Origin of the sequence: Ottowia caeni (assembly GCF_050821495.1) — a bacterium.
GTDB lineage: Bacteria > Pseudomonadota > Gammaproteobacteria > Burkholderiales > Burkholderiaceae_C > Ottowia > Ottowia caeni.
In genome coordinates, this window is sequence record NZ_CP151080.1 from 1,750,317 (window position 1) to 1,776,671 (window position 26,355).

The 26,355-nt window shown below is 59.6% G+C and carries 20 protein-coding genes and 1 pseudogene; 14 read left to right on the forward strand and 7 right to left on the reverse strand.

All coding sequences use genetic code 11. The features are described 5' to 3' along the window. The first annotated feature begins 110 nt into the window (after positions 1 to 110). The 7 genes from pstS to phoR all read left to right on the forward strand — a co-directional run bounded on the left by pstS (position 111) and on the right by phoR (position 6,936). Positions 111 to 1,109, forward strand: coding sequence for a phosphate ABC transporter substrate-binding protein PstS (pstS, locus tag AAAK34_RS08475; RefSeq protein ID WP_231695193.1), 999 nt, complete (start codon positions 111 to 113; stop codon positions 1,107 to 1,109). A 146-nt stretch (positions 1,110 to 1,255) separates the two neighbouring features. Beyond that, entirely contained in the window at positions 1,256 to 2,221 is a 966-nt protein-coding gene (gene pstC, locus AAAK34_RS08480) for a phosphate ABC transporter permease PstC (RefSeq protein ID WP_231695140.1), read from the forward strand. Next, complete coding sequence (gene pstA, locus AAAK34_RS08485) at positions 2,218 to 3,081, forward strand: phosphate ABC transporter permease PstA (protein WP_231695139.1); 864 nt, start codon at positions 2,218 to 2,220, stop codon at positions 3,079 to 3,081. Before pstC ends, pstA begins: the two co-directional genes overlap by 4 nt. Before the next feature lie 19 nt (positions 3,082 to 3,100). Continuing rightward, the gene (pstB, locus tag AAAK34_RS08490; protein WP_231695138.1) at positions 3,101 to 3,934 is read left to right on the forward strand and encodes a phosphate ABC transporter ATP-binding protein PstB; all 834 of its coding nucleotides are present in this window, start codon (positions 3,101 to 3,103) and stop codon (positions 3,932 to 3,934) included. A gap of 12 nt (positions 3,935 to 3,946) precedes the next feature. Further along, positions 3,947 to 4,648, forward strand: coding sequence for a phosphate signaling complex protein PhoU (gene phoU / locus AAAK34_RS08495; RefSeq protein WP_231695137.1), 702 nt, complete (start codon positions 3,947 to 3,949; stop codon positions 4,646 to 4,648). After that, positions 4,645 to 5,370: a phosphate regulon transcriptional regulator PhoB gene (phoB, locus tag AAAK34_RS08500; protein WP_231695136.1), complete on the forward strand. Its 726-nt coding sequence runs from the start codon at positions 4,645 to 4,647 to the stop codon at positions 5,368 to 5,370. The genes phoU and phoB overlap by 4 nt, the downstream gene beginning before the upstream one ends. Before the next feature lie 237 nt (positions 5,371 to 5,607). Beyond that, positions 5,608 to 6,936: a phosphate regulon sensor histidine kinase PhoR gene (phoR, locus tag AAAK34_RS08505; RefSeq protein ID WP_231695135.1), complete on the forward strand. Its 1,329-nt coding sequence runs from the start codon at positions 5,608 to 5,610 to the stop codon at positions 6,934 to 6,936. Between the two features lie 265 nt (positions 6,937 to 7,201). Here phoR and AAAK34_RS08510 read toward each other — a convergent pair whose 3' ends face one another. From AAAK34_RS08510 to trxA, 6 genes are all read right to left on the reverse strand, one after another. Next, on the reverse strand, positions 7,202 to 8,608 hold the full coding sequence (locus AAAK34_RS08510) for an MATE family efflux transporter (protein WP_231695134.1): 1,407 nt from the start codon (positions 8,606 to 8,608) through the stop codon (positions 7,202 to 7,204). 9 nt (positions 8,609 to 8,617) lie between these two features. Then, complete coding sequence (locus tag AAAK34_RS08515) at positions 8,618 to 10,327, reverse strand: hypothetical protein (RefSeq protein WP_231695133.1); 1,710 nt, start codon at positions 10,325 to 10,327, stop codon at positions 8,618 to 8,620. 165 nt (positions 10,328 to 10,492) lie between these two features. After that, positions 10,493 to 10,747 carry a type B 50S ribosomal protein L31 gene (locus AAAK34_RS08520; RefSeq protein ID WP_231695132.1) on the reverse strand — a complete coding sequence of 85 codons (255 nt, stop codon included), beginning with the start codon at positions 10,745 to 10,747 and terminating at the stop codon, positions 10,493 to 10,495. Positions 10,748 to 10,948: 201 nt separating this feature from the next. Further along, positions 10,949 to 13,039 carry a clostripain-related cysteine peptidase gene (locus AAAK34_RS08525; RefSeq protein ID WP_231695131.1) on the reverse strand — a complete coding sequence of 697 codons (2,091 nt, stop codon included), beginning with the start codon at positions 13,037 to 13,039 and terminating at the stop codon, positions 10,949 to 10,951. Positions 13,040 to 13,202: 163 nt separating this feature from the next. Then, on the reverse strand, positions 13,203 to 14,468 hold the full coding sequence (gene rho, locus AAAK34_RS08530) for a transcription termination factor Rho (protein WP_231695130.1): 1,266 nt from the start codon (positions 14,466 to 14,468) through the stop codon (positions 13,203 to 13,205). Between the two features lie 299 nt (positions 14,469 to 14,767). Beyond that, positions 14,768 to 15,100, reverse strand: coding sequence for a thioredoxin TrxA (gene trxA, locus AAAK34_RS08535; protein WP_231695129.1), 333 nt, complete (start codon positions 15,098 to 15,100; stop codon positions 14,768 to 14,770). A 53-nt stretch (positions 15,101 to 15,153) separates the two neighbouring features. On the opposite strand from trxA, the gene AAAK34_RS08540 reads away from it, so the two are divergent. The 3 genes and pseudogenes from AAAK34_RS08540 to AAAK34_RS08550 all read left to right on the forward strand — a co-directional run bounded on the left by AAAK34_RS08540 (position 15,154) and on the right by AAAK34_RS08550 (position 21,028). Then, complete coding sequence (locus tag AAAK34_RS08540) at positions 15,154 to 17,748, forward strand: PD-(D/E)XK nuclease family protein (protein WP_431777932.1); 2,595 nt, start codon at positions 15,154 to 15,156, stop codon at positions 17,746 to 17,748. Then, positions 17,745 to 18,953, forward strand: a pseudogene (locus AAAK34_RS08545) (UvrD-helicase domain-containing protein); the annotation flags it as partial. The gene AAAK34_RS08540 and the pseudogene AAAK34_RS08545, both read left to right, overlap by 4 nt. A 110-nt stretch (positions 18,954 to 19,063) precedes the next feature. Continuing rightward, positions 19,064 to 21,028: a UvrD-helicase domain-containing protein gene (locus AAAK34_RS08550; RefSeq protein ID WP_431777933.1), complete on the forward strand. Its 1,965-nt coding sequence runs from the start codon at positions 19,064 to 19,066 to the stop codon at positions 21,026 to 21,028. 321 nt (positions 21,029 to 21,349) lie between these two features. Here AAAK34_RS08550 and AAAK34_RS08555 read toward each other — a convergent pair whose 3' ends face one another. Then, positions 21,350 to 22,276, reverse strand: coding sequence for a LysR family transcriptional regulator (locus AAAK34_RS08555; RefSeq protein WP_231695126.1), 927 nt, complete (start codon positions 22,274 to 22,276; stop codon positions 21,350 to 21,352). Positions 22,277 to 22,368: 92 nt separating this feature from the next. Between AAAK34_RS08555 and AAAK34_RS08560 the strand changes: the two genes are divergently transcribed. The 4 genes from AAAK34_RS08560 to AAAK34_RS08575 all read left to right on the forward strand — a co-directional run bounded on the left by AAAK34_RS08560 (position 22,369) and on the right by AAAK34_RS08575 (position 26,323). Then, complete coding sequence (locus tag AAAK34_RS08560; RefSeq protein WP_231695125.1) at positions 22,369 to 23,175, forward strand: alpha/beta fold hydrolase; 807 nt, start codon at positions 22,369 to 22,371, stop codon at positions 23,173 to 23,175. 10 nt (positions 23,176 to 23,185) lie between these two features. Next, complete coding sequence (locus AAAK34_RS08565; protein WP_431777934.1) at positions 23,186 to 24,211, forward strand: thiamine pyrophosphate-binding protein; 1,026 nt, start codon at positions 23,186 to 23,188, stop codon at positions 24,209 to 24,211. Positions 24,212 to 24,294: 83 nt separating this feature from the next. Further along, positions 24,295 to 24,885, forward strand: a complete 591-nt coding sequence (locus AAAK34_RS08570; protein ID WP_431777935.1) for a thiamine pyrophosphate-dependent enzyme — start codon at positions 24,295 to 24,297, stop codon at positions 24,883 to 24,885. Further along, positions 24,875 to 26,323 carry an aldehyde dehydrogenase family protein gene (locus AAAK34_RS08575; RefSeq protein ID WP_231695124.1) on the forward strand — a complete coding sequence of 483 codons (1,449 nt, stop codon included), beginning with the start codon at positions 24,875 to 24,877 and terminating at the stop codon, positions 26,321 to 26,323. The genes AAAK34_RS08570 and AAAK34_RS08575 overlap by 11 nt, the downstream gene beginning before the upstream one ends. Positions 26,324 to 26,355: the final 32 nt, after the last annotated feature.

The following is a 26,355-nucleotide window of genomic DNA, read 5'->3' on the forward strand; positions in this document are numbered from 1 at the left end:
ATATGTCACACAACCGCCGTAAAGTTGGCCTCATTGTGTTTTACCAACCAGAGGTTCGATTCATGACCAACTCACGCACATTCGTTCTTGGTAGCCTGGCCGGCTTGGCCATGCTGGGCTTTTCGGCCTCGGCTTTCGCGCAAAGCGTGACAGGCGCCGGCGCCAGCTTCCCCGCTCCCCTGTATTCGAAGTGGGCAGCTGATTACAACAAGGCCACCGGCGTTCGTGTGAACTACCAGTCTGTCGGCTCCAGTGCCGGCATGCGTCAGATCGAGGCGAAAACTGTCGACTTCGGCGCCTCTGATGCAGCACTTAAGGACGAGGAGTTGAACAAAAAAGGTCTCGTGCAGTTCCCCACCGTGGTGGGAGGCGTGATCCCTGTGGTCAACATCGCGGGCGTGAAGCCGGGCGAAATGAAACTCGACGGCCAGGTGCTGGGAGACATCTACCTGGGAAAAATCACCAAGTGGAACGATCCGGCCATTACCGCGTTGAACCCTGGCATCAAGCTGCCTGATGCTCCCATTGCCCCAGTTCGTCGCGCTGACGGTTCGGGCACCACCAACGCATTCACCGGCTACCTGAGCCTGGTAAATGCCGAGTGGAAGACCAAAGTAGGTGAGGGCACGGCTGTGAACTGGCCGACAGGCGCAGGCGGCAAAGGCAATGAAGGCGTAGCCGCCTTCGTGGGTCGCCTGCCCAACTCCATTGGCTACGTTGAATACGCGTATGTCAAGCAGAACAAAATGAACTACGTGCAGATGAAAAACGCTGCTGGCAAGTTCGTCAGCCCGGATGAGGAAGCCTTCAAGGCGGCAGCTGCCGGCGCTGATTGGGCCAAGTCCTTCTATCAGGTGCTGAACAACAAGCCGGGGGATGCTTCCTGGCCCATCACTACGGCTACTTACATCATGATGCACAAAGCGCAAGACAAACCTGGTCAGGCTACCGAAGCGCTGAAGTTCTTTGACTGGGTCTATGCCAACGGAGACAAGGCTGCCAGTGATCTGGACTACGTGCCTATGCCTGCCGCAGTGAAAGACCTGATCCGTCAGCGCGCTTTTGGCGAGATCAAGGACGCCTCTGGCAAGGCAGTGTCGTTCAAGTAATCCAGTCGTAAAAGGACGATTCCATCAACTGGGCTGGGGGTCATGGGCCCCCAGCCCTTCAAAGTTTGGGTATAAACGCCGTGTCATCCACTCTTCCTGTCGGCGCCGATGGAATTGCCTCTCTCGGTCAGCGGCCCAGGGTTAACATGAACAATATCCCACCCACGCGCAAGGCGCGCAGCGGCGCAGGTACAGATCTGTTGTTTGCCATCCTCACCAAAGGGGCTGCTCTGCTGACCTTGGGGCTCTTGTTTGCCATCATGGTCTCGCTGCTCTTCGGTGCCTGGCCAGCAATCAAGGAGTTTGGACTGGGCTTTTTAACGACCGCCCAGTGGGATCCGGTGCAGGAAAAGTTTGGTGGCCTGGTGATGATCTACGGCACCCTGATTACCTCCCTGATTGCGCTGGTAATCGCCGTGCCGGTCAGTTTTGGCATTGCAATTTTTTTGACGGAACTCTCTCCCAGCTGGCTCAAGCGCCCGTTAGGTACCGCCATTGAGTTGCTGGCTGCCATTCCGTCTATCGTCTACGGTATGTGGGGGCTGCTGGTGTTTGCCCCCATTCTTTCCACATACGTGCAGCAGCCGCTACAAAGCTGGTTTGCCGACTGGCCTTTGCTGGGCACCTTGTTTTCGGGTCCACCGGTGGGCATCGGCATACTGTCGGCGGGCATCATTCTGGCCATCATGATCATCCCGTACATCGCTGCCGTCATGCGCGATGTGTTCGAGGTCACTCCTGCCTTGCTCAAGGAGTCAGCCTACGGCCTCGGCGCGACGACTTGGGAAGTGGTCTATAAGGTTGTGCTGCCGTATACCAAGACGGGTGTGATCGGCGGCATCATGCTGGGTCTCGGTCGCGCATTGGGCGAGACCATGGCGGTCACCTTCGTCATCGGTAACATGAATCAGCTCAATTCTCTCAGCCTGTTCGAGGCGGCCAACTCCATTACCTCGACGCTGGCCAATGAATTCGCTGAGGCAGGCCCCGGTTTGCACCAAGCGTCGCTCCTGTATCTGGGCTTGGTTCTTTTCTTCATTACTTTTGTGGTTTTGGCGTTGTCCAAGGTGCTACTGTCGCAATTGTCCAAAAGCGAAGGAGCCAAGACATGAGCACTCTTGTGCCCTCTCAAGCCCGGCTTTCGGTGTACCGCCGCCGCAAGGCGGTTAACAAAGTGGCCTTGGTGCTTTCACTCGGCGCCATGATCTTCGGCCTGTTCTGGCTAGCCTGGATCCTCTGGGAAATCTTGCGGCTAGGCTTGGGCGGCCTCAGCTTGGCCACATTCTCCCAGACCACCCCGCCGCCCAATGCTGAAGGTGGTTTGATCAATGCCATCTACGGATCTTTGATGATGGTGGGTGCGGCCACGCTGCTAGGCACTCCCATCGGCATTCTTGCGGGTATCTATCTTGCGGAATACAGCAGGGGTAACACTCTGGGAAGCGTCACGCGTTTTGTGAACGACATTTTGTTGTCAGCGCCCTCTATCATCATCGGCCTTTTCATATTCGAGATGGCGGTGCGGCCTTTTGGCGGGTTTTCTGGTTGGGCCGGCTCGCTGGCGCTGGCGCTGATCGTTATTCCCGTGGTGATCCGCACCACCGAAAACATGCTCAACCTGATTCCACCTGGTTTGCGGGAGGCTGCCTATGCGCTCGGCACGCCCAAGTGGAAGGTGATTCTGAGCATCACGCTGCGTGCCGCGCGCGCAGGTGTGATCACCGGAATTTTGCTGGGGGTGGCTCGCATTGCAGGTGAAACGGCGCCGCTGCTGTTTACTGCACTGTCAAACCAGTTCTGGTCTGCCGACATGTCAGATCCCATGGCCAGCCTTCCGGTTGTGATCTATCAGTTTGCCATGAGTCCGTACGAGAACTGGCAGCATCTGGCGTGGGCCGGCGTGTTCCTGATCACGGCTGCGGTTCTGGGTCTGAACGTTCTCGCGCGTTCCTTGTCCAGAAGCAAGAATTAAATATTTGAGGCTCAGAAAAATGTCCGCTGTACTTGAAGCTCCTCGCGTCACCGCTGACGCAAATGCCTTGGCGCCATCGACGTCATCGACGCAATTGGGGCAGCCGAAAATCTCGGCGCGCGACCTGAACTTCTATTATGGAAAGTTCCATGCGTTGAAGAACATCAACCTCGACATTCCCGAGAACAAAGTTACTGCCTTTATCGGCCCTTCGGGATGCGGAAAGTCTACGCTGCTGCGTACTTTCAACCGCATGTTTGAGCTCTACCCAGAGCAACGTGCCGAAGGCAAACTTCTGCTCGACGGCAGCGACCTGCTGGACAAGAGTGTCGATGTCGCGCTTGTGCGCGCACAGGTTGGCATGGTGTTTCAAAAGCCCACGCCGTTTCCAATGTCGATCTACGACAACATCGCCTTCGGCGTTCGTCTCTTCGAGAAGCTGAACAAAGGCGACATGGATGACCGCGTCGAGTGGGCGCTTCGCAAATCTGCGCTCTGGAACGAGGTGAAAGACAAACTTGGCCAGAGCGGCAGCAGTCTTTCGGGCGGTCAGCAGCAGCGTCTTTGCATTGCGCGCGGCGTGGCAATCAAGCCGGAAGTGCTGTTGCTCGACGAGCCATGCTCCGCACTCGATCCCATCTCCACTGCCAAGGTGGAAGAACTGATCATCGAGTTGAAAGACGAATACACGGTCGTCATCGTGACCCACAACATGCAGCAAGCGGCCCGTGTGAGCGACTACACGGCTTATATGTACCTGGGTGATTTGGTCGAATTCGGCGACACTGAGCAAATGTTCTTCAAGCCCAAGCGCAAGGAAACCGAAGACTACATCACAGGCCGTTTCGGTTAAGGAGAAGTATCCATGCATGAAAAGCATCTTTCCAGCCAGTTCGACAGCGACCTGAATCGGGTGTCCTCCCGTGTACTGGAGCTTGGCGGCTTGGTTGAATCCCAGATCAGGCAGGCGATTTATGCCTTGTCGGAGTTCAGCACCGAGGTCGCCGATCAGGTGTTAGAAGCGGAAGCGCGTGTCAACTCCATGGAGCTGGAGATTGATCGCGAGCTCTCCACCATCATCGCTCGGCGGCAGCCCACCGCAGTCGATCTCCGGTTGCTGCTGGCGATCTCAAAAACCACCGCGAACCTGGAGCGAGTCGGGGACGAAGCCGCCAAGATTGCGCGCATGGTCAAATCCATTCTTGATGCGGGTGCCGCGCGCAGTCTGCCCACTGGCGACCTGAGGGTGGCAGCCGACATGGCTGCCTCGCAATTGCGCGAGGCGCTAGACGCCTTCGCTCGCCTGGATGTCACGGCGGCTGTCGCGATCCTGAAGAATGACGAAGGCATTGATCAGGAGTTTGACGGCTTCGTTCGCAAACTCATCACCTACATGATGGAAGATCCCCGCACCATCTCTGCCGGTTTGGATCTGCTCTTTCTCGCCAAGGCCATTGAGCGAATTGGTGACCATGCGAAGAACATTGCCGAATTCATCATCTACATCGTCAAGGGGGCAGACGTGCGCCATGCGTCGATGGAAGAAGTGGAGTCTGCTGCGCGATGAGAAACATGCCCCGCGTACTGATTGTCGAAGACGAAGCCGCGATTGCTGAGCTGATCGCGGTGAATCTGCGTCACAACGGTTTCCAGCCGACATGGGCGATGGACAGCGAAACTGCGCAACGCGAACTTGACGCCGTACTGCCCGATGTCATCTTGCTCGACTGGATGCTGCCCGGTGAAAGCGGCTTGTCATTGGCCAAGAAGTGGCGCAAGGATCCTCGTACCAAGAGCGTGCCCATCCTCATGCTGACCGCGCGCGGGGATGAGTCTGATCGAGTTGCCGGGCTCGACGCCGGCGCCGACGACTACATCTCCAAGCCGTTTTCGACCAAGGAAATGCTGGCACGCATCCGTGCCGTATTGCGTCGCCGCGCGCCTGAGCAATCGGGTGGCTCCGTCGCCATTGGTGCCCTGCTGCTGGATCCGTCCACGTATCGTGTTTCATACGACGGCCAAATGCTGAAAATGGGACCGACCGAATTCAAGCTGCTCCACTACCTCATGAAAAATGCGGAGCGCGTGCACAGTCGCGGTCAACTGCTCGACAAGGTGTGGGGAGACCACGTCTTCATCGAGGAGCGAACGGTCGATGTGCATGTAAAGAGGCTGCGCGAAGCGCTGGGCGTGGCTGGTGTGCTGATCGAAACGGTGCGTGGTGCTGGTTACCGTCTCACTGCCCAGCCGCTGGTTCAGATACAAAGTGCACGCGTAGCCGAGACCTGAGAGCGTGTTCAAAGTGACCTCTAGGGTCCGCTGCGGCCGTTGCACGGCGCTACTTGCGCTGTGCCCACAAAAACCGCGTCTGCTGAGTCGAGAGTCCTCCGGATGCCACGTGGCTCCCTACGGTTTTCTCCTCGCATTCACGCGTTTTGAACGCAACGGCCCTACCGCCACGACTCTGAACACGCCCTAAGAATAAGCGCCATAGGAGGCCGCTGGCAGCCTGGAAAATTTCTTCCCATGACCTTCCGTATTACGTTATTCATCATCGCTCAGCTTCTGGGTGGCTTGCTTGGTTGGTACTTGGGTGGATGGTATGGCGCGCTGGCGGGTATGGTGCTGGGCTCCGGGGTCGTTTTTGTGGTCGACTCACTCCGTGCGCAGCGTTTCCTCCGGTGGGTCATGGAGCCTGATACTTCGGCGCCGCCCCTGCTGAGAGGGTTGTGGGGCGAAGCTGCGTATCGCACGCGACGGGCCCTGCGTGCTGAGCAGCGAAAGGTGGCTGACAGCGAAAGGGCGCTCGGTGAGTTTCTGAAAGCCATTCAGGCTTCGCCCAATGGCGTGGTGCTACTGGATTCAGAGGGGCGCATAGAGTGGTGCAACGAGACCGCCGCTCAGCACTTCGGCTTTGAGCCTCAGCGCGACATGCTTCAACACATCGGCAATCTGGTGCGCCAACCAGCGTTTGCAGCCTATTACGTTGGTAAGAATTATGAGCGCGATGTCACGCTCATAGGGAGTGAGGACAGTGCGTCCCACCCGGTCAAGCTCTCGGTGCAGCTGCACCCCTACGGTGACGGCCAGAAGCTTCTTCTTTCCCGAGACATCACCGCCCTGGCGCAAGCTGAGGCGATGCGACGCGATTTCGTGGCTAACGTCTCGCACGAGATACGCACCCCCCTCACGGTGCTGGCCGGCTTTGTGGAGACCATGCAGAGCCTGCAGCTGACTGAGGCGGAGCGGGAGAACTACCTTTCTCTTATGGCTGCGCAAGCCAGTCGAATGCAGATGCTCGTCAACGACTTGCTCACGCTCTCGCAGTTGGAGGGCAGCCCGTTGCCGAGTAACAGCGAAACGGTTGATCCGCGGGAGCTGCTGGATCAATGCCAGACTGAGGCAACGTGCCTCTCGCTCCTGTTGCACCCGCAGAACGAGCATCCGCAGATACTGAATTTTGGCCCAGCCCCCAAATTTCTGTTGCACGGCTCTGTGGGCGAGTTGCGTAGTGCAGCGTCGAACCTGATCAACAATGCCATCCGCTATACCCCAGGCGGTGGCACTATTGATGTGCAATGGACGCAGCTGCCTGATGGCCGAGCGCGCCTTGCCATCACCGACACTGGTCCCGGCATTGCGCCCGAACACCTGCCACGATTGGCCGAACGCTTCTACAGGGTGGACCGCAGTCGTTCGCGCGAATCAGGCGGAACCGGGCTGGGACTGGCCATTGCCAAGCATGTGGTGCAAAGGCATGGCGGAGAGTTGCAGATTACCAGTCAGCCGGGCAAGGGGTCATGTTTTGCGTTGGTTTTTCCGGCGCAAAGGGTGTTTTTCAAGGCGGTGGGGTAGGGTGGGGTTGTGGAGTTAATGAGCTTCTGTTCTTTTGGTTGAGACCGTATGCCGGGATGTGTGACCTTGCCCTCCCCTCGCGCTCCGTTCCTCGGCACGTCAAGAGGGGCGGGAGACCTGACTCGGGCCTTTGCTTCGCTCGGCCCTGGGGATTTTTGGTCTCTATGACTAAAGAGGGCACCGTGAATCGCTAACCGCTGTGACCACCCCGCCCTTCGGGCACCCCTCCGACGGAGGGGAATTGGTTGGTCAGCGGCCCTGAGGGTTATCTAATTCCCCTCCGTCCATCCCGAAACCCAATAACCCGCCACCAAAGCAACCCCAAAAAAATCATCGCCACCAACCCAGACGCCAACGCACTGGCAATCCAGAATGCGGCTGGGCTACCCATGGCAGGCCATGGCCCCAGACCCTTGAAGGCCAGGTGAAAGCCACCCATGAGTCCCAGCCCCCAAAGCAAGACCCCATAGATCAAGAGTGGCGTCAGCACAATCCGGTAACTGCGCAACACGAAAACGCTCACGGCCTGAAGCGCGTCGCCCAGGTGGTAGAGCGCCACCCAGAACAGTAGAACCGAGCCTGTGGCGATGATCGCCGGATCAGTCACGTACAAAGAAACCAGCGGCCGTGCAAGCATCGCCAGCAGACTTGCCAGGCAAAGCGCGAGGCTGGCCGCGACACCCAGGCCCAAGGCGGTGGCGCGTCGTGCTTGCGCTGCATCGCCAGCCCCCAGCCAGTAACTGACCCTTGCACTGGTCGCAATGCCAAGCGCCAGAGGCACCATATAAAGCACCGCGGCCACGTTCGAAGCGATCTGGTGGCTCGCAGCCGCCAGTGTCCCCAGGCGGGCAATGAAAAGGGCCATCAGTGTGAAAGAGGTTACCTCCACCATCACCGCCAAGCCTGCCGGTATGCCCAGACGCGCAAAATTGCCTATTTGCCGCCAATCAGGACGCTCCATACGGCTCCAGATGCCGTACGGGCGGTAAAACCGCTGTGTGCGTAGTAGCCAGAAAGCCACTCCCAGTAGGGCGTAGTTGACCACCAGCGTGGCCCACGCACACCCAGCTGCGCCTTGAGGCTCCAGTCCCGCACCGCCAAACGTGAACCAGATCGAAAGCGGTATCTTTGGCAGCAGCGAACCGATCTGCAACACCGACACCAGCCGGGGCTGCCCCAAACTCTGGTTGAGCGTGCTGTACAGGCGAAACAGCAAGGCAGGCGGCAGCGCCCAGGCGAGCACCGCCAGATAACGCTCCACTTCCACTTGAAGTTCTGGAGGAACACCGGTGGCCCGCAGCATCGGCCCAGGGGAAAGTAGCGCCACCATGCCAACGACAATAATCAGTCCGCATAGGTACAAGGCTTGGCGCACTGAAGGCCCTACCTCGCCCCGGCGCTGTCCTCCATGCAACTCCGCCCAGACGGGCAGCAGCGCTTGCATGATGCCCATCAACCCCACATAGACGCTGATGTACACCGCGGCACCCACCGAGAGGGCCGCCAGTGCGGTTTCTGAATAGCGGCCCGCGACCACGGTGTCGGTGACGCCGAAAGCCATCACGGCCAACTGGCCGACCAGCACAACCCCCGCATGCTGAATGATGTGGGAAAGTTCGTTTCTTAAAGTGCCAAAGCGGCAGCGCAGCCATGCGCGAATGCGGACGAACATCAATGGTCGTTAACGGGTCGGTGGAACGCGCTTGAATAGCAAGAGGGTGTCGCTGGCGTCGGTCGGCCGCGACACACGGTCTACCAGCGACCACTCTGATGCACGGTAGGCGCCCGGGAGGCTGGCTTGGGCGTTTACATCTACCAACAGCCACGGGCATTGCTCAGCACCTGCCAGAGGCTGTGGCTTCCAGCCCCCGTGAAAGCGCACGGCCGAGATCTGGGGCGTGCTCAGGCCATAAACTTCCACGCAGGCGGCAGGGCCGATAATGCGGCGCACTTCGCGCATCTGCGGGGCGTAGCTTCGCCCATAGTCAAGTGCGGGTAGCCATAGCGTCATGAGCAGCAGCCAGCACAGTGTGGCCCCGGAAGCAGGAAGCACCAGGCTTTTCCACAAGGCCGTACGATGCCGGCCTGTGCGCCAGCGCGCCAGCAAGCCCCAGGCCAGCGTGCCCGCCAGCGCCGCCAAAAAGGGCAGCCAATGAAAGGACGGCTCAAACCCCGGCGCCAACCGGGCTACATTGGCCGCCGGTTTGGGCGGTATACCCGTCTGCAGCGACAGCCAGACCACCCAGATGGCAATGGCACAGGCGCTGAAGAAGAGAACTGTGAACCAGTCTATGAAAGCCGATGCGCTACGTTTGAAAGTCGGCAGCGCGAAAGCCGCCAGTGCGGCCAGTGCCGGCAAGCTCAGCAACAGGGAGCGGTCGCCGGCATGCGTGGTGACGGTGGCGAGCAGTGGTACCAAGGCCATGAAAAAGGGCAAACCCAGGTGCTGATGCTGCCGCATGTCGAGCAGTTGGCGTCTCCAACGCCAGAGCGTCCAGAGTACCAGGGGCCAAGCTGGCCAGGTAAACCACAGAAACAGGCGTCCCAGCGTGCGCCAGTGAGTCCAGTCGGCCAGGGCGGGAACGATGCTCCAGCGAAACAGGTCGTACTCCAGCGCCAGGGCAGTGCTGGCGAGTGAGCCCGCCAGCAACGTCAGCAACGCCCGCCAACGCGCTGAGGCCTCCAGGTTGGTGACCCTTGGATCGAGCAAGCCGAGGATGCTGACGACGCCATAAATCAGCGCCATGGCAGGGGCTCCGGCCAGGGTCAGGCCGGGCAGACCGATGAGCGAGGCCATCGTTGAAGATACGGAGCGATACGGAACAGCCGCCAAGCCGTAGAACACGATTGAGACGAAGAAAAGCTGCGCCAGTGCAGGTGTGGTCTCATGGGAAAGCTGAGCCAAGCCCAATGTCGCGATCAGGGCCAGCAAGCTCCCGTCGGCCAGTGCCCGGGCGTAGTCTGTGGGCTTGGCTTCGCCACCGAATGCGAAGGCCACCGGCTGAGCGCCGGGTTGCCGTGCCAGGTAGTAGACCGCATACCACGTGGCTAGTAGCGTGAAGCCAAGCATCAGCACAAAAGGTATGCGTGCCGCGAAATCCGGGGCGATCCAGGCAGGGCTGAGCTGCATGGCCCAGGCACCCAGCCAGTAGGGCAGTAAGGCAGAGGTATCGGCCGGCAAACCCATCAACGTAGGCTTAAGCCAGGAACCCCAATGGCTTGAATCCAGCAGTTCCAGCATGTAGCCGAACGAGGCGATGTCGGCATTTTTCCAGGGCACGCGCCCAAAGTAGCCTGGCAGCACATAAGCCACGCAGACCAGTAGCAGCGCCCAGCGCGGTAGGCGGCGCACGGCGTCCTGGGTCACTAGGGCGGGACTGGGTTGGCTCAAAAGTAGTAGTCTGAAAGGAAGACCGAGCGATTTTGCCTCAACCGAGGTAAGTTCGCGGCTCGGGCGAAACAGAACAGAACAGAACAGAAGATTATGTTGAGGTGACATGAAAAAAGGGCAGCCCGGATACCCGGCTGCCCCTTTTCAGCGGTGTGTAGCGTGTGCTTAGCGCGCCACTTTGCCGAAGCGGTTGCGGAACTTCTCGACGCGACCACCCATGTTGTCGACGGATTTCTGCGTGCCTGTGTAGAACGGGTGCGATTCGCTGGAAGTATCGAGCTTGAACAGCGGCAATTCGCGACCGTCGTCCATTTTCACGGTTTCTTTGGTCGACACGCAGGAACGTGTGACGAACTTGAAGCCGTTGGACAGATCCACGAAACAGACTTCGCGGTAGTTGGGGTGAATGCCTTCACGCATGATCAGAATCCTTGTGTTTGCGTTACGGTAGCCGCGCCGGCCCACCCAGCGTACTTTCCGAAAAACCGGCAATTGTAGCACTGGCGTTAATCTAGTGCATGTTTTGTCAAAACTACCGGCATGGCTGGGACGGGCTGCCAATGAGTTGGCGTTGCCCATCCGCACCGGCAATCCATAAGGGCCAAAGTGTCCGGAATCCGATCAGGTCTTGGTAAATTCGAACACCGGAGACAGGCCGTCCTCGTCGGCTTGGTCTGTGACCATGAGGCACAGCTGATGCCGCCCCGGCGGTAGTGAACCGCTGGACACCTCGGAATCTTCTGTCAGGGTGATGGGCTCCCCGAAGGCTACGACGACGCCGCCGTCTTTTTCCAGTGGCTCGTTCCTTACCAGATCGTACATGAGGTGCAGGGGTTCTATAACGTCGCCGATGGAAAGATCCGTGTCCACGCGGTCTGGTGGCGCGTCGGGGGCGTCCAGTTCAAGGCGCTGAATACCCATGATCACGGTGCTGATGTCGCCTTCTTTGTTCTTTTCCAGGCGAATGATGATTAGCACCAGTTCTGGTGGTTCGCCGCTGGCGCGGCTGAGTTTCACTGGCGCGCCCAGACTGTAGGCCGCGTCACTGGTTGGCGTAGCCGATTCGTAGCGCAAGGTTTCCAGCAGCAGGGGCTGACCGTCCAGCAGCAGCCACTCGTCGGTGTTGAACAAGACAATGCCCGGGTCAAACACCAGTCCGCTCACTAGCGGAAGCGTCCCCATCAAAAGAGCGGTCCCATCTCCGTCCGTGCGCAGGAGCAGCAAATCGGCGTCCTGCACGCCGTAGAGGCTCGCGATATTGGCTTCAATGATGTTCTCTCCCGCTGGGCTCAAGCGCAGCGGCGATACCTCAATGACCGAGGGGCGCATGTCAGCTTGGCGCAGATGACGATCGATCAGGGCGAGGTGGCCTGCTGGCATGTTCAAGCTGGCATAGATTTGCGCCTGCCACTCTGTTTGCTGACCCTTTGGAAAGTAGATGCTCAGCCCGGCAGCATTGGCAGCCCGCGGACCGGTTATATTGAAACGCACGGTGTCGCTGAGGGCGCTTTGCAGCGCCTTCTGCTCATTTGTCGCAATGCCTTCGGCGGCGAGCAGAGCTGAAAAATGCCCCAAATCGACCAGGTCGTAATTCTGACCTTCGGGACCTTTCAGGGCTTCGACGCCAAACGACGCGGCGCGCAGTCGCTGCAAGGCGATGCGCTTGAAATGCTCGACGGTGGGGTCGACGACGGTGTCTGCCGGCTCGGCTTTTGTCGCTATTGTCTGGTTCCGTTGTGGCAGCAATGGAGGCCAGAACAAGGTCTCGCGTTGGCCGGACTTGGCTAAAGCGGCCCGAGTGGCGTTGGGTTCGTAGCTGGCCTGAACCGCACGTGCCCAGGCATCAACCCGCTCCATCAGCGCAGGCACCTTCGCCATATCCATGATGCTGAAGGTGACATAGTCTGCCAGGCCTGCGATTTGCCGGATCGGATGCCCTCCACTGGCTCGCTTTTGTTTGGCGACGAAAGCCTCAGCGCTGGCGCGGCCAAAGTCGAGCATGTCAATGCCTGGGGTGCTGGCCAGGGTATGCGTGTTGGCTTGCCAGTCCCAGCCGGAACCGGGTTCCAGCTCTTGCGAGGCACCCAGGAAGCGGGTGTACGGCTGGAGCATATGGGCGACTTCAACGGTGGCCATCAGGCAGGCGTCGAAGCCAATGTAGTCCAGAGTAATTCCGCTGGACTTCTGGAATGCGCTCAGCGCCGTAGCCATGGGCTGCATGTCCATTCGGCCAGGGTTGTTACGGAAATTTTCATCGCCACCAAACCCGTAATAGCCACCTCCATGGTCCCACAGCATCAGCATGTAGCGCTCGGCGGGGGCGGTTTGGCAACCCCAGGTCAGGAAGTCCAGCAGCGTGTCGGGTGCATCCATGCTCATTGGACCCAGGTCTTGCAGTTCGTCAAGGCGTTCACCACTCAGCTCAAAGCGCTTGACAGTCTTCCAGCTGCTGACGAGACCGCCAGGGTCGACCTTGTTGGCCCCACCGGTGGTAATCAACATGCGTACCTGTGGGCTACCCGGCACGCTAAGAGTTTCCTTTAGATTACCCGTGGCTTGATGACTCTTGCGTTCAAGGTCGGAGCCGAGCATGTACACCAGTACCGTGGTGCGAACCTTGGTGTCATCGTCACTGTCGCCGCCACATGCGGCCAAGCCCGCAGCCAGCATGGCTGCTGCTGAGGAAAGAAAGTGTCTGCGGTCGAGGGCCAAGGGCTTGTCTCCTTAAATGGTTTAAGGAAACTATAGTACAAAATTTTGACGGTTGCCACAAAAACCAATTTAAGGGTTGCCACCAGAATCCCGGTCGTAAATCAAGGCAAAAAAATAGGCGCATGCTTGAACATGCGCCTATTTGCCGAGATGGGGCAGAGCGTTAGCCGCCGCGCCTCATCATGTCGAAGAACTCGACGTTGGTCTTGGTTGCCTTCATGCTCTTCAAGACCATTTCCATGGACTCGATCTCGTCCATGTTGTACATGAACTGGCGCAGGATGCGGGTCTTCTGCAGAACCTCGGGTGCCAGCAGCAGCTCTTCGCGGCGGGTGCCGCTGCGGTTGAGCTGGATCGAAGGGAACACGCGCTTTTCATACAGACGCCTGTCCAGGTGAATTTCGCAGTTGCCGGTACCCTTGAACTCTTCGAAGATCACCTCGTCCATGCGGCTGCCGGTGTCAATCAGCGCGGTGGCGATGATGGTCAAGCTGCCGCCTTCTTCAACTTTACGCGCTGCTCCCAGGAAGCGCTTGGGGCGATGCAGGGCATTGGCGTCCACGCCGCCCGTCAGCACCTTGCCGGAAGAAGGCACCACGTTGTTGTAGGCGCGCGCCAGGCGGGTAATGGAGTCCAGCAGGATCACCACATCCTTCTTCAGCTCCACCAGGCGCTTGGCGCGTTCGATCACCATCTCGGCTACGTGCACGTGACGAGCGGCGGGCTCGTCGAAGGTGGAAGCGATGACCTCGGCCTTCACCGAGCGCTGCATGTCGGTCACTTCCTCGGGTCGTTCATCGACCAGCAGCACCATCATGTGGGCTTCGGGGTAGTTCGCTGCAATAGCGTGGGCCATGGTTTGCATCATCACCGTCTTGCCGCTCTTGGGCGGCGCCACGATCAAGGCGCGCTGGCCCTTGCCGATGGGAGCGATGACGTCGATCACACGGCCGGTAATGTTCTCTTCGCCCTTGAAGCCGTCGCGCTCAAGGCGCATCTGCTCGCGGGGGAAAAGCGGGGTGAGGTTCTCGAACATCACCTTGTGCTTGTTCTGCTCGGGCGGGCCACCATTGACGGCGTCCAGCTTGGTCAGCGCGAAATAGCGTTCGCCGTCCTTGGGAATGCGAACTTCGCCCTCGATCATGTCGCCCGTGTGCAGGTTGAAGCGCCGCACTTGGCTAGGGCTGATATAGATGTCGTCCGTACTGGCGGTGTAGCTGGTGTCGGGGCTGCGCAAGAAGCCGAAGCCGTCGGGCAGGATTTCCAGTACGCCGTCGGCGAATACTTGCTCGCCTGCCTTGGCCCGCTTTTTGATAATGGCGAACATCAGCTCTTGCTTGCGCATACGGCCAACGTTTTCGATCTCAAGGGCCTCGGCCTGCTTGAGCACTTCAGACACATGCAGTGCCTTGAGTTCGTTCAAATGCATGAATGCTTGTCCTGCGATAGGCCACCCGGATGCGCGACCAGAAAAAAACTGAAACTGAAAAAACGGGAGAGGGGGAGTGGGTGGAGGCTCAGACAGAGGGTCTGACCTCAGACGCCCTGGATCTCAGAACGCCGGACTGACGTTCACCTACGCGTCAGCAATGAGGGAAGATTATGACAGGAAAAAACCGACTGGGAAAGGAATTCGCCGAATGCTCGGATCGATAGCACCTCATAAGGGGCTACCGATCCGTTTGGTTTTCCTGAAAATTGGAAAAATTATTCTTATGTACGGCCGCTTCAGGCCAGTTGCTGGTCGATGAACTGGGCCATCTGTGCCTTCGTCATGGCGCCTACCTTGGAGGCAGCGAGTTGACCATCCTTGAACACCATCAGCGTCGGGATGCCGCGGATGCCGTACTTGGCAGGCACTGCACGGTTTTCATCCACGTTGACCTTGGCGATCTGCAGTTTGTCGCCGTAAGCATCGGCCAGTTCGTCCAGAGCGGGGGCGATGGCTTTACACGGGCCGCACCATTCAGCCCAAAAGTCAACCAGCACTGGCTTGCTGGATTTCAGAACGTCGTTTTCGAAAGAGCTGTCACTCACATGCTTGATCAAATCACTGGCCATGAAAATTCCCTTGGAATTAGCGGATAAAGTTGCCTCATTGTGACAGAAACCCTATGCCCTTGCGCCCCGTAAACCTCCCCGTCACCCTCCTGGATACTGACCCGTCAGTCTCGCCGAGCCCCCATCTGCAAACTTGGCAGCAATTGCTGGGCCAGGCGCACCAGTATCTGGTCGACACGGCTGCGCATCCTGCTCGTTGTGTCGTGCTGCTGCCCTATGCGCAACTCATGCCGCTGGCTGCACGCTTGTGGGCCGAGCAATTCCCTGATGGCTTTGCTCCCCGATTCGAAACAACGCGCAACTGGGCTGCCCGCGTCGGGCTGTTTGCCCCTGGGCCAAACGACATCGCCCTCGATCACGGTCGCGATCTGCTCACCGCAGCCTCCTTGTTGCAAGGGGCGGGCCTAGGCGAGCGACGCTCGCTTCTCTGCGGCCCGCTTGTGGAGCAGGCCACGCAGTTGGCACCTCTGGCCGCCAGCGTACCAGCTTCCTTGCGTCCTGACTGGGCAGATCAGGCGCGCGAAGCTGTGGCTTTGGTGGCCGGCGGGCCGTTGGCGCTCGAGGCGGCTGTAGCGCACCTTGCCATCGCCTGGGCGGCCGCGTCCGACTACGCCACCGACGTTCTGTTCGAGCCGCGCATTTCGAATGAACTGGATGCTTTGGTGGTCATTCAGGGGCTTCAGCCCGACGAGCTGGTTTCTTCGCTCGTTGATCATTTTTCTGATCGCGCCTTGTTGCTGACGCTGCAGTCCGAGGTCTCCGTGCCTGCGGCTGAAGCCCGAGTCAACACTGGAGAGCAAGCGTGCAACATCATGCTGCACGCCGCACGCGATGGGGAAGACGAAGCGCAGCGCGCGGCGGCTTGCGTGCTGGAGCACATTGCGCGTGGTCGTGTCCCAGTGGCCCTGACGGCCGGGGACCGCCTGCTCACGCGGCGCATCACCGCTCTGCTGGCCGTCGAAGGGGTGCGCTTGCGCGACGAAACAGGCTGGATACTTTCAACCACACATGCTGCTGCCTGTTTGATGGCTGCGTTGAGAGCCTGCGCACGGCATGCTTCCACCGATACCGTGGTCGATTGGCTCAAGCTGGCCCCGCTTTTTTCCTTGCATCAGGCACGCGTCCTGGACGCACTCGAGGCACATTTACGCCGCGATGCCGTGCGCGACTGGGCCAGCGCAGCCGGACTGCAGCAACACCGGGAATTCACCAGCTGCGTTGAAGCGCTGCGTGAGCCCATGCAGAGTTCTCGCCGTCTGACAGATTGGTTGGCTGCCACCAAGACGCTGCTAGAGGCTTCGGGCCTATGGTCGGTTCTGGCCGCTGATGCTGCGGGCGAAGCCGTTGTGGCCGCGTTAGGTTTGTCGGAGGGGGCCCAAGCCGCTTGGCAGGCCTGGCCTGGCGCGCAGTCGCGCATGTCGCTGGCAGAATTCACCGCTTGGGTTGGCGACGTGCTGGAGGCGGCAAGTTTCCGGCCGCCAGCGCGAGATGATGCTCAAGTCGTCATCTTGCCCATGAGCCAGCTGCTGGGCCGGCCTTTTGCCGCACTAGTGCTTCCCGGCGCGGATGAGCAGCGTTTGCCTGCGGCTCCTGAGCCTCCGGGGGCCTGGAGCACGGCACAACGCGTTGCCCTGCGCCTGCCTACCCGCGAAGAACTCCAGTCGGCGCAAAGGCAGGCCTGGAATATTGCACTTCAGACGCCTTGCGTAGATGTTCTTTGGCGCGGCAGCGATGACAGCGGCGAGCCCTTGCTTGCTTCCAGTTTGGTGCGTGCGCTGCGCCTTCAGGCCGGAACCACGGAGAGCCCCGAGCCGCGCCGGCCGCGTGAGGTGGTGCCGCAGCCGGTAGCGCCTCCGCAGCCGCGAGGCGATGCTCTGCCCGTGATGCCTCTGTCGGCCAGTACGTACGACATGCTGCGCACCTGCCCCTACCGCTTTTTCGCGTTGCGCCAACTGGGGCTGCGAGATGAGAGCGAGCTTGATGTCGATGTGGACAAGCGCGACTTTGGCAACTGGGTGCATATGGCCCTGAGCGAGTTTCACAAGGCCCTCAAAAATGACTCTGGCGTTGACCGTGTGGCGCTGCTGGACAAGTCGGCTCAGGAGGCCACTCAGTCATTGGCGCTGGAAGAGGGGGAGTTCATGCCATTTGGCGTGGGCTGGGCGGCGTTGCGTGACGGCTACCTGCAATGGCTGTCCGAGTATGAAGCTACGGGCGCTGTGTTTGAACTTTCCGAGGAGAGTCTGGAGGTCACGCTCGGAAATTTGAAGCTGAGTGGCCGCGTTGACCGCCTGGACCGGCTGCCCAATGGCGCCCCTTTGGTGATTGACTACAAGACTGAGCCCCTTAAGCGCACTACAGATCGCTTGAAGGCTGGCAATGAAGACACCCAGTTGCCTTTTTATGCGTTGTTGTCTGGAGCGGATGAGCCGAGGGCAGCCTACCTGAACGTGAGTGAGCGAGAAGGCACGAGTTTGCACGAGCCTCCAGAGCTTCTGATGCTGGCTCAGCAGCTGTATGAAGGCATGCAAGAAGATGTCGCGCGCATTTCTGCTGGGGATCCATTGCCCGCACTAGGGGAGGGCGCGGTGTGCGAATGGTGTGAGGCGCGGGGATTGTGCCGCAAAGATTTTTGGAGTGGCGAATGACCCCGGCATACGAGCTTAATGGCCAGCCTTGCACGCGCGAAGCGTTCTACATCGTAGCCTGTGACCCAGCCCGCAGCGCGGCGGTGGAAGCATGCGCCGGCGCGGGCAAGACCTGGATGCTGGTGTCCAGAATCTTGCGGGCACTCATAGACGGCGCCGCGCCGCACGAGATTCTTGCCATCACCTTCACCAAGAAGGCCGCCGGCGAAATGCGCCAGCGCCTTCAGGAGTTGCTGGAAGACTTTGGCAGCCCGAAACCGACCGAAACCGCTGAGCAATGGGTGGAACGCCTGCGCATCCAACTCATCGCTAGAGGCGTCGAGCCAGAGTTGGCACCTGCGCAGGCCGAGCGTCTGCAGGGTCTTTATCGGGCAGTGCTGGAACATGCCCGCCCGGTTCAGATCCGCACCTTCCATAGCTGGTTTGCCGCGCTCCTTCGCACCGCACCGCTACAGGTGCTTGATGATCTGGGCCTGCCCTCAGCTTACGAATTGCTCGAAGATGATCAGGACGCCATGTCCGAAGTGTGGCGCCGCTATCTTCGATCCGTGGCAGGCGACGCTCAGCTTCGCGCAGACTACACCGAACTGGTTCTGGAGCATGGTCGTCATCAGGCGCACCAGGCTTTGCAGTCTGCGCTGTCCAAGCGAGTCGAATTCGCCATGGCTGATGAAGCCGGAGTGATCGACGAAGCGGTCATCTCATTCGAAACGCTCACCCCTGAGCTGGCGGGCCTGGCACACCCTGCCGACGCGCTGGCTTCGCCCGCCGCCAGGCATCGGTGGCTTTCGCATGCGGCAACCTTGGGCCGGGAGGCCAACAAGACTCCACGCAATGCAGCTAGCGCCATCATTGACGCCTTCGAGCAGCCTGATCTCACTGAGCGGCTGGCCATACTGCGCAAGGCATTTTTTGTGGCCAACGAAGACCGGCTCACCAATCACCTGAAGAAATTCGAGGTGGCACAAGAAGCTGAAGCCGAGTTGCAGCGCTTGATGCTGGCAGCGCGCCAGCACCGAGGCCGCCAACATCAGCAGCGCATGGCGCGCCTCTCCCGTCACCTGATCGCCGAGTTTTCCAAGCTGAAGCGCGAGCGCGGCTGGATCGACATGGGCGACGTGGAGCGGGCAGCGCTGGTCATGCTGAGCGACGACGTTCTCGCCGGCTGGGTGCAAGAGCGCCTGGATGCACGCGTGCGTCATTTGCTGATCGATGAATTCCAGGATACCAACCCCTTGCAGTGGCAAGCGCTGAACGCATGGCTGTCTGGTTACGTTGGAGCGGGTGGGGGCAGGGCGCACCCAGCGTGTTCATCGTGGGCGATCCCAAGCAAAGCATTTACAGGTTCCGTCGGGCCGATCCACAGGTGTTTGTTGCCGCGAAGGAGTTCGTTCAGAAGGCCTTGGGTGGAGACCTGCTGGCCTGCGACCACACCCGGCGCAATTCTCCTACCGTGTTGGGAGCGGTCAACAATGTGATGCTCGCCGCGCAGCAGGTCGGGGAGTTTGTCGGCTATCGCGCCCACACCACAGAATCGGAAATTCCAGGAGAAATCCTGGCGTTGCCTGCCATCCCGCGTCCGGAGCGTAAAGCTGCCACACAATCCGATCCGCTGAATTGGCGCGACAGCCTGAGTCAGCCACGCACTGTGCTGGAGGAAACCCTCCGCACCCATGAATGCCGCCAAGTGGCCAACTGGATTGCGCGGCAGGTAGAGGCGGGCGTACCGCCACCTGAAATTATGGTGCTCGCACGCAAGCGCGAGCCACTGGGTGCTTTGCAAGCTGAATTGCGCCGCGAGGGTATTGCTTGCGAGCAGCCAGAGGAACAACTGCTGGGCGAGCTACCTGTGGTGCAGGATGTGCTGGCGTTGGTAGATGCGCTTGTATCGCCGGGGCATAACCTCTCCCTTGCCCGCGCCCTCAAGTCGCCGATTTTTGGCCTTGGAGATCAAGATCTTGTTCAGATTGCCACGGCAGCTCGGTCGAAAAATCGTGGCGTCCATTGGCTCAGTCTGTTGCAGAATGTGGAGTTGGAAGCAGACAATGGGCCCGCATTGCACGCTACATTGAGGCAGTATCAGCAGTGGCTGACCACCCGTCCGCCGCATGATGCGCTCCAAGCCATCTACAGCCATGGTGATGTGCTTGCGCGCTACGCTGCCGCCGCACCGGCACCTGAGCGAAATCATCAGCTCGCGCAGCTGAGGGCGCTGCTTGCTGCCGCGCTGCAAGTCAGCGGTGGCCGCTATCTCACGGCTTATCAGTTGGTCCGCGCACTGCGTCGCCAGCGCATTGCCGCGCCGCGCCAAGCTAATCCTGAGGCCGTGCAGCTGCTCACCGTGCATGGTGCCAAGGGGCTGGAGGCCGACACCGTGTTGCTGCTTGATGCACAGGCCGGCCCGCCGCGTGGCAAAGGCATGGACATCTTGATTGACTGGCCCGGAGAAGCGGCTTCTCCACGCAAGCTGGTTTTTCTCACGAGCGAGAAAGAGCTGCCGCCGAGCGTTTCCGATCTGTTCAGCACCGACCGCTTTGATGCAGCCCGCGAAGAGCTGAACGCGCTCTACGTCGCCATGACCCGCGCGCGCAAGAGGCTTGTCCTTTCCAGCATCACGCCTCACAGCCAACCTGCCTCCAGCTGGTGGAAACGCATTGAGGAGTTGGCTGAAGCAACTGATGCACCTGCTTTTGAGCATCAGCATCATGGTGCGAATCTGGCGCCATTCGAACTGCTCGAACTGCCAGCGCCCATTGGTCCACTGTCAAACAACTCCTTTGAGGCAGAAGTCAGCCCCGAGCCGGCACCCTCAGAGCCAGGCGCCAGCGACGCTTCGCGCTTGGGGCAAACCATGCATTGGTTGCTCGAGCACGCCTCAGACACCCCGCAGGGCTGGCGTCAGGAGCGATTGGCTCAGGCGATGCAGCGCTTTGGCGCCAGTGCCGAGCAAGCGAGCCGCGCTGAAACGCTCGCACGCCGCATACTGGACGGCGAGGGTGCCTGGGCGTGGAGCGCCGAACACGTCATCGACCAGTTCAATGAAGTGGAGTTGATCCACCAGGGTCAATTGCTGCGTATGGATCGACTGGTTCGCCGAAGAGCTGGCCCGCATGGTCCTGAAGCCTGGTGGGTGCTGGACTATAAGAGTGCAGCAAAGCCTGAAGCCGACCCTATGCTTCAGGCTCAACTCGCCCGCTACAAGCTCGCCATGGAAACTGTTTACCCGGGGCAAATAGTGCAGGCAGCATTCCTCAGTGCTGATGGGAGGCTAGTGTCCTGAGTTGTAAGTTCGTTGAAAAAACAAATCTGCCGAAATCGGTGTCAGGCAAGGAACAAAACGCAGTGATACCGAGTGGTATCGCGAGGCTTTGTGACGCAGCATGGCGGCGATTGTCGGTGGATTTGTTCAACGAATTTGCAATTCAGGACACTATTAAGGGCTGACGGTTCCGCTGAGGATGCCGGATCAATCACATATTGATCCGGCCTCTTGATGTCTGCACGATGGATGCGCATGCGCCCATGTAGGAGCAGCTTTAGCCGCGAAAACCCCATCGCGGCTAAAGCTGCTCCTTACAGAGCGGGGCGAAAATTCAGAGTCTCACGATTCATTTGCCTCCGGGTACAGGCCACTTTCCAGGACGACCGCCTCGCACGCATCAAGCACGATTTGAGCTGCCTTGGTAGGGCCGTGCCCTTTTCGGTGGAGCACCACGATCGCTCGTTCCATCGACATGCCTTCCAGATTCACCTCCACAGCTTCTGCCTGGCGCCTGTCGCGTTGAATTATCTGGCGCGGGACGAAGGTCAAGAATGGTCCTCGTTGCAGGAGCGACATAATCACCGAGGCGGAATTGGTTTCCACCATAGCCCGTGGAGGTGCGCAGCGGGCAGCCAGAAAACAATCCGCCAGTCGCTGCCATGGCAAGCCTTCACGGGCAGGCGTTATCCATGGGTACTTAAGTAGCTCAGCGGGCTGAACCTTTCGTTTGCGGGCGAGCGGGTGAGTCTTTGCGCAGCACACTACGAAGCAATCCTGGAAAAGTGCTCGCCACGTCAAATCCGGATCCACGCCTCTTGGCGCCAGGTTCGTCAGCGCAAAATCGAGCTCGCCCCGAACCACCGCTTGCGAGACACCTTCGTACATTGCTTCAATGACCGTCAAATTGATCGATGGATGACTCGCGGCAATTCGGGCCACCACGTCCGGCATGAAATGGGGTGCGAGCGCTGGCGCGATGCCTATTCGAGCCTCTCCCACCTCACCCCGCTTGAGTTTCTGTAGTTCGACGATGGAGTTGTGTACATCCGCCTGGATCGCCTGGCCGCGTCGAGCCAGCGTATCCGCATACGGGGTGGGCGTTATACCTTTTGTGGTTCGATGGAAAAGCGGCACATCAAGCTCAGTCTCCAGCTTGCGAATACTCTTGCTTAACGCAGGCTGAGACAAGCCCAACTGCACGGCGGCTTTACCAATGCTTTTTGTCTCGTAAGCCGCGAGAAAGTGCTCCAAAAGCCCCAGGTTCATGGCCATAACTATAGGTTTTTACGACATCACTTTTAGTCTACTACCGGATATGAGTTGAAACGCCGATACTGCGCCAACTTATGGAGCTAGCAATGGAAGAGTTGAAGCGAACGGCACTGCACCCGCGCGTGGCGTATTCGGAAAATGGGAAAGGTGAAACCTTGCTATTTCTGCACGGAATCGGCGGGAATCGCCACAACTGGGATCAGGAATTGCGGTATTTCGGTAAAGCGTATCGCGCTGTTGCCGTGGATCTGCGCGGATACGGCGATAGTGAAGCGCTCAACGAAGATTTTGAGTTCACCGACTTTGTGACTGATGTGGTGCGGGTGCTCGACACACTTGGCGCACAGAGAGCTCACGTGGTGGGGCTTTCCATGGGTGGCTTGGTTGCGCAGGCACTCTATAGCCGCGCGCCGGAGCGCGTTGCCAGCCTCTCGCTCGTGGCTTGCCGCGCCGCCGACGAGCCGGTGCTGCCCCCAGCCCGGCGGGATGCGTTTATTCGCGATCGCCTGGATCCATTGCGCGCGGGCGGGGCCGAGGCCTTGGCTGTGTCTTTGGCGCCCAAGCTACTGAGCAGTGCGCCGAGTGCTCAGGCCCGTGAGCAAGTCATGGCCAGTCTGCGCAAAATAAGGCCGGACGCTTACTTCAAAATCATGGAGGCGAGAATGCAGATTCCCCCCATGCTGGATCCGGCAAGCATCCGTGTTCCCACTCTGGTCGTTGGCGCAGACGAAGATCAGGTGGCCCCCCTTGAGCAAATGCGCGCGCTGGCTGCGGCCATTCCTGGGGCTCGGCTGAAAGAGGTTTCGGGTGCGGGGCACTTGATCAATCTCGAGAAACCGCAAGAGTTCCAGTTTGCGCTGGAAGACTTCCTAACCACCCTGAAGGGGCAGTGAGGTGGTCGCTATGCGCATGAGCATGGGGCAGCGAATTGTCGAGTTGCTGAGGCAAGAGGGCGTCAGCGCGGTGTTTTCCCAGGGTGACATCACCACACGTGATGTTCTGCTGCATGCTGAACGTGCCGGCATGCTTACCGTGGGTCCCCGGCATGAAGCGTGCGCGGTGTTCGCCGCCATGGGTTTTTACGCGGTCACCGGTCTTCCCCAGGCGGCGTTTGGCGCCATGGGGCCAGGGGTGGCCAATCTCCTGCCTGCCGCGGTTGCCGCTTCGCGGGAGCACATTCCGGTCATCATCTTTGGCGCGCGGCGGCATCAGGGCGCGGCCCACGCCGTAAGACGCGGGCAATGGCTCTCAGCGCCTATGGAGCCTTTGTTTGCCCAAATCTGCAAATTTGCTGTCGTGGTGCGGCATCCGGCCGAAATTGATGATGCCGTGCAAGAGGGCTTTCGCCGAGCAGTCTCGGGAACGCCCGGCCCCGTGTACATCGAATACGACAGCATGATGCACATTCAGGAGTGGGACTATCCTGCACTTGTGCCGCGATCGCGTTATCGTGCGGGTCCACAGCCTGCCCCTGAATCCGCTGTGCAAGCTGCGGTGCAAATGATCGGGCAGGCCACGTCTGCGGTGTTGCTAGTGGGAGAGGCGGTGCAACACCGACGGTGCCAGACTTTGCTGATCAGCTTGGCCGAGAAGCTCGGCTGCCCGGTGCTCACCACATTTGCGGGCAGTGGCGTCATTTCCTCCGTACATCCGCAAGCCCTGCTGTTTCAGGGCGAAGCTGGCCAGCAAGCTATTGCCCAGTCCGATCTGATGCTGGCTGTGGGGACCTGTTTCCCTGAGAACGCCAACTACGGGCGCCTGCAAGCCTTTGCTGCCAACGAAGAGCAGCGAAAGGTCATCTCGCTCGATGCCGACTCCGTTTCCATGGGGGCCAATCGCCCGGTGGATCTGGCGGTGGTCGGGGATCTGGAGCTGACTTTGCGGCAGCTCATCGAAGCACTCCCTGCCCAACCACCACACCCCGGCTAAGCGAATGGAAAGCGTTGCAGGCGCATGAGCATGCTGCCGCTGTAGCCGCTATTCCCGATCGTGACGCGCTCCATCCCTCGCGCATGATGCTTGAAGCCAGGCAAGCTGTTCCCGATGAAACCACCATCGTGCTGGATGGCGGTCTTACCATCTTCTATCAGCACGCGTTTTTCGAGAAACGAGGTGCTGATTTTGTTTACGGTGCGCACTATTCCCACCTGGGCTGCGGTTTGCCGCAAGCGGTGGGTGTTCAACTCGCACAAGGAAGAGGGCGCCCCGTATGCTTGATCACAGGCGATGGCGCGCTGGGCTTTCACTTCATGGAGCTGGAGACTGCAGTGCGCCATCGCTTGCCGCTTGTGGTCCTGGTTAACGACGATCGTGCGCTGGGGGCTGAAGTGGCTGCTCACATGAACCATATAGGTCATCCTATTGAGGCACGGTTTTCTGAAGTTCGCTACGACAAGATGATGATCGCCATGGGAGGGCATGGTGAACTCGTCGAGCGCGTCCAGGATCTGCAAGCTGCCATCCGGCGCGCTTTCGCGAGTGGAAAAACGGCTTTGGTGCAGGTACGTACAGACCCACATGCCAGCTACCTCGAACCACACCCCTATGCTGCTGCTCGGGCCAGTTGGATCAATGCCGACGTCGAGGATCGTTATGGACGTTGAAAAACTTGAGCAAGGGCTGCAGTACCAGCGCGCTGCTTTCCTGCGCGAAGGCGCTCCGGATGTGGCAACCCGGATGGAAAGACTCGATAGGCTTGAGAAAATGGTGCTGGCTCACTCCGATGAGATCGTCAGTTCGCTCTCTCAAGATTTCGGATCACGTTCTTCCCACGCTACGCGCACGGGGGATGTACTGGGCTCGGTAACCGCTATCCGCTACAACCGCGAATACCTCAACGAATGGATGAAGCCTGTGCCTGTCGCGCTACCGGCACCCCTCGAACAGGCAGGTGCGCGTGCTGAAGTGCGCTATCAGCCACTCGGAGTGATCGGCGCGATCGTGCCCTGGAATGGCCCCGTGCTCATGGGCGTGTTGGCGGCGGCAGGCGCGTTCGCGGCGGGCAACCGCCTGATGCTGAAAGTACCCGAGGCCACACCCCGCACGTCAGCATTGATCGAACGAATGTTTGCCGCTTTTTTCAAGCCGGAAGAAGCCGTGGTGGTGCAGGGCGACGCTGCGGTAGGTGCGGCGTTCAGCAAATTGCGCTTTGATCATCTGCTCTTTACCGGATCAGCCGCCACGGCCCGGCATGTCGCCAAAGCGGCCGCGGAGAACCTTGTTCCCGTGACTCTGGAGCTCGGTGGCCGAAATCCGGTCATTGTGGGAAGCAGTGCAGACATGCCCCGAATGGCCGCACGCCTGATCACCGGGAAGATGGCTTCTGCAGGCCAAGTCTGCGTCTCGCCCGATTATGTGCTGGCGCCACGCGCGGCAGTGCCGGATCTCTTGCGCGAGCTAGAGGCCCAGGCAGCACGTCTGTACCCCCGTCTCCTGGGTAATGACGACTACACAGCCATTGCATCGACCAGCCACTTCGAGCGACTACGCCGCCTGATTGATGACGCCAGAAAGTGCGGCGCAGAAGTCACCGTCGTGAACCCTGCGTCTGAAGCGCTGTGGAACGACCCAACTCGCAAGTTTCCCATGTGCCTGCTGACTGGCGTCACGGATGACATGCTCGTAATGCAGGAGGAAACCTTTGGCCCGATCCTGAGCCTACTACCGTACGACAGCCTCGATGAAGCACTGGCCTATGTGGCTCGGCAACCCGCGCCCTTGTCTGCCTATTATTTTGGCAATGATGAGAAAGAGTGCGAGCAGGTGATTGCCAGTGTGAGTGCTGGCAATATGGTGATCAACGATGTGCGCTGCCAGTTGTTCTACGAAGCGCTTCCATTTGGCGGCGTTGGCATGAGCGGTAGCGGGCGCTATCGCGGTTATGAGGGTTTTCGTACCTTCAGCAATGCCAAAACCATACTGCGCCAAATGAAAGACGACGCGCCACTGGCTCAACAGCGCCCGCCGTTTTCCGAGGCCGCGCGTGCCGCAGTCATCGCGCAGATCGACGCTCTACGAACTGCCACTCGCGCTACTACCTGAATCCACACTACATCACATCATTCTCAAGGAGA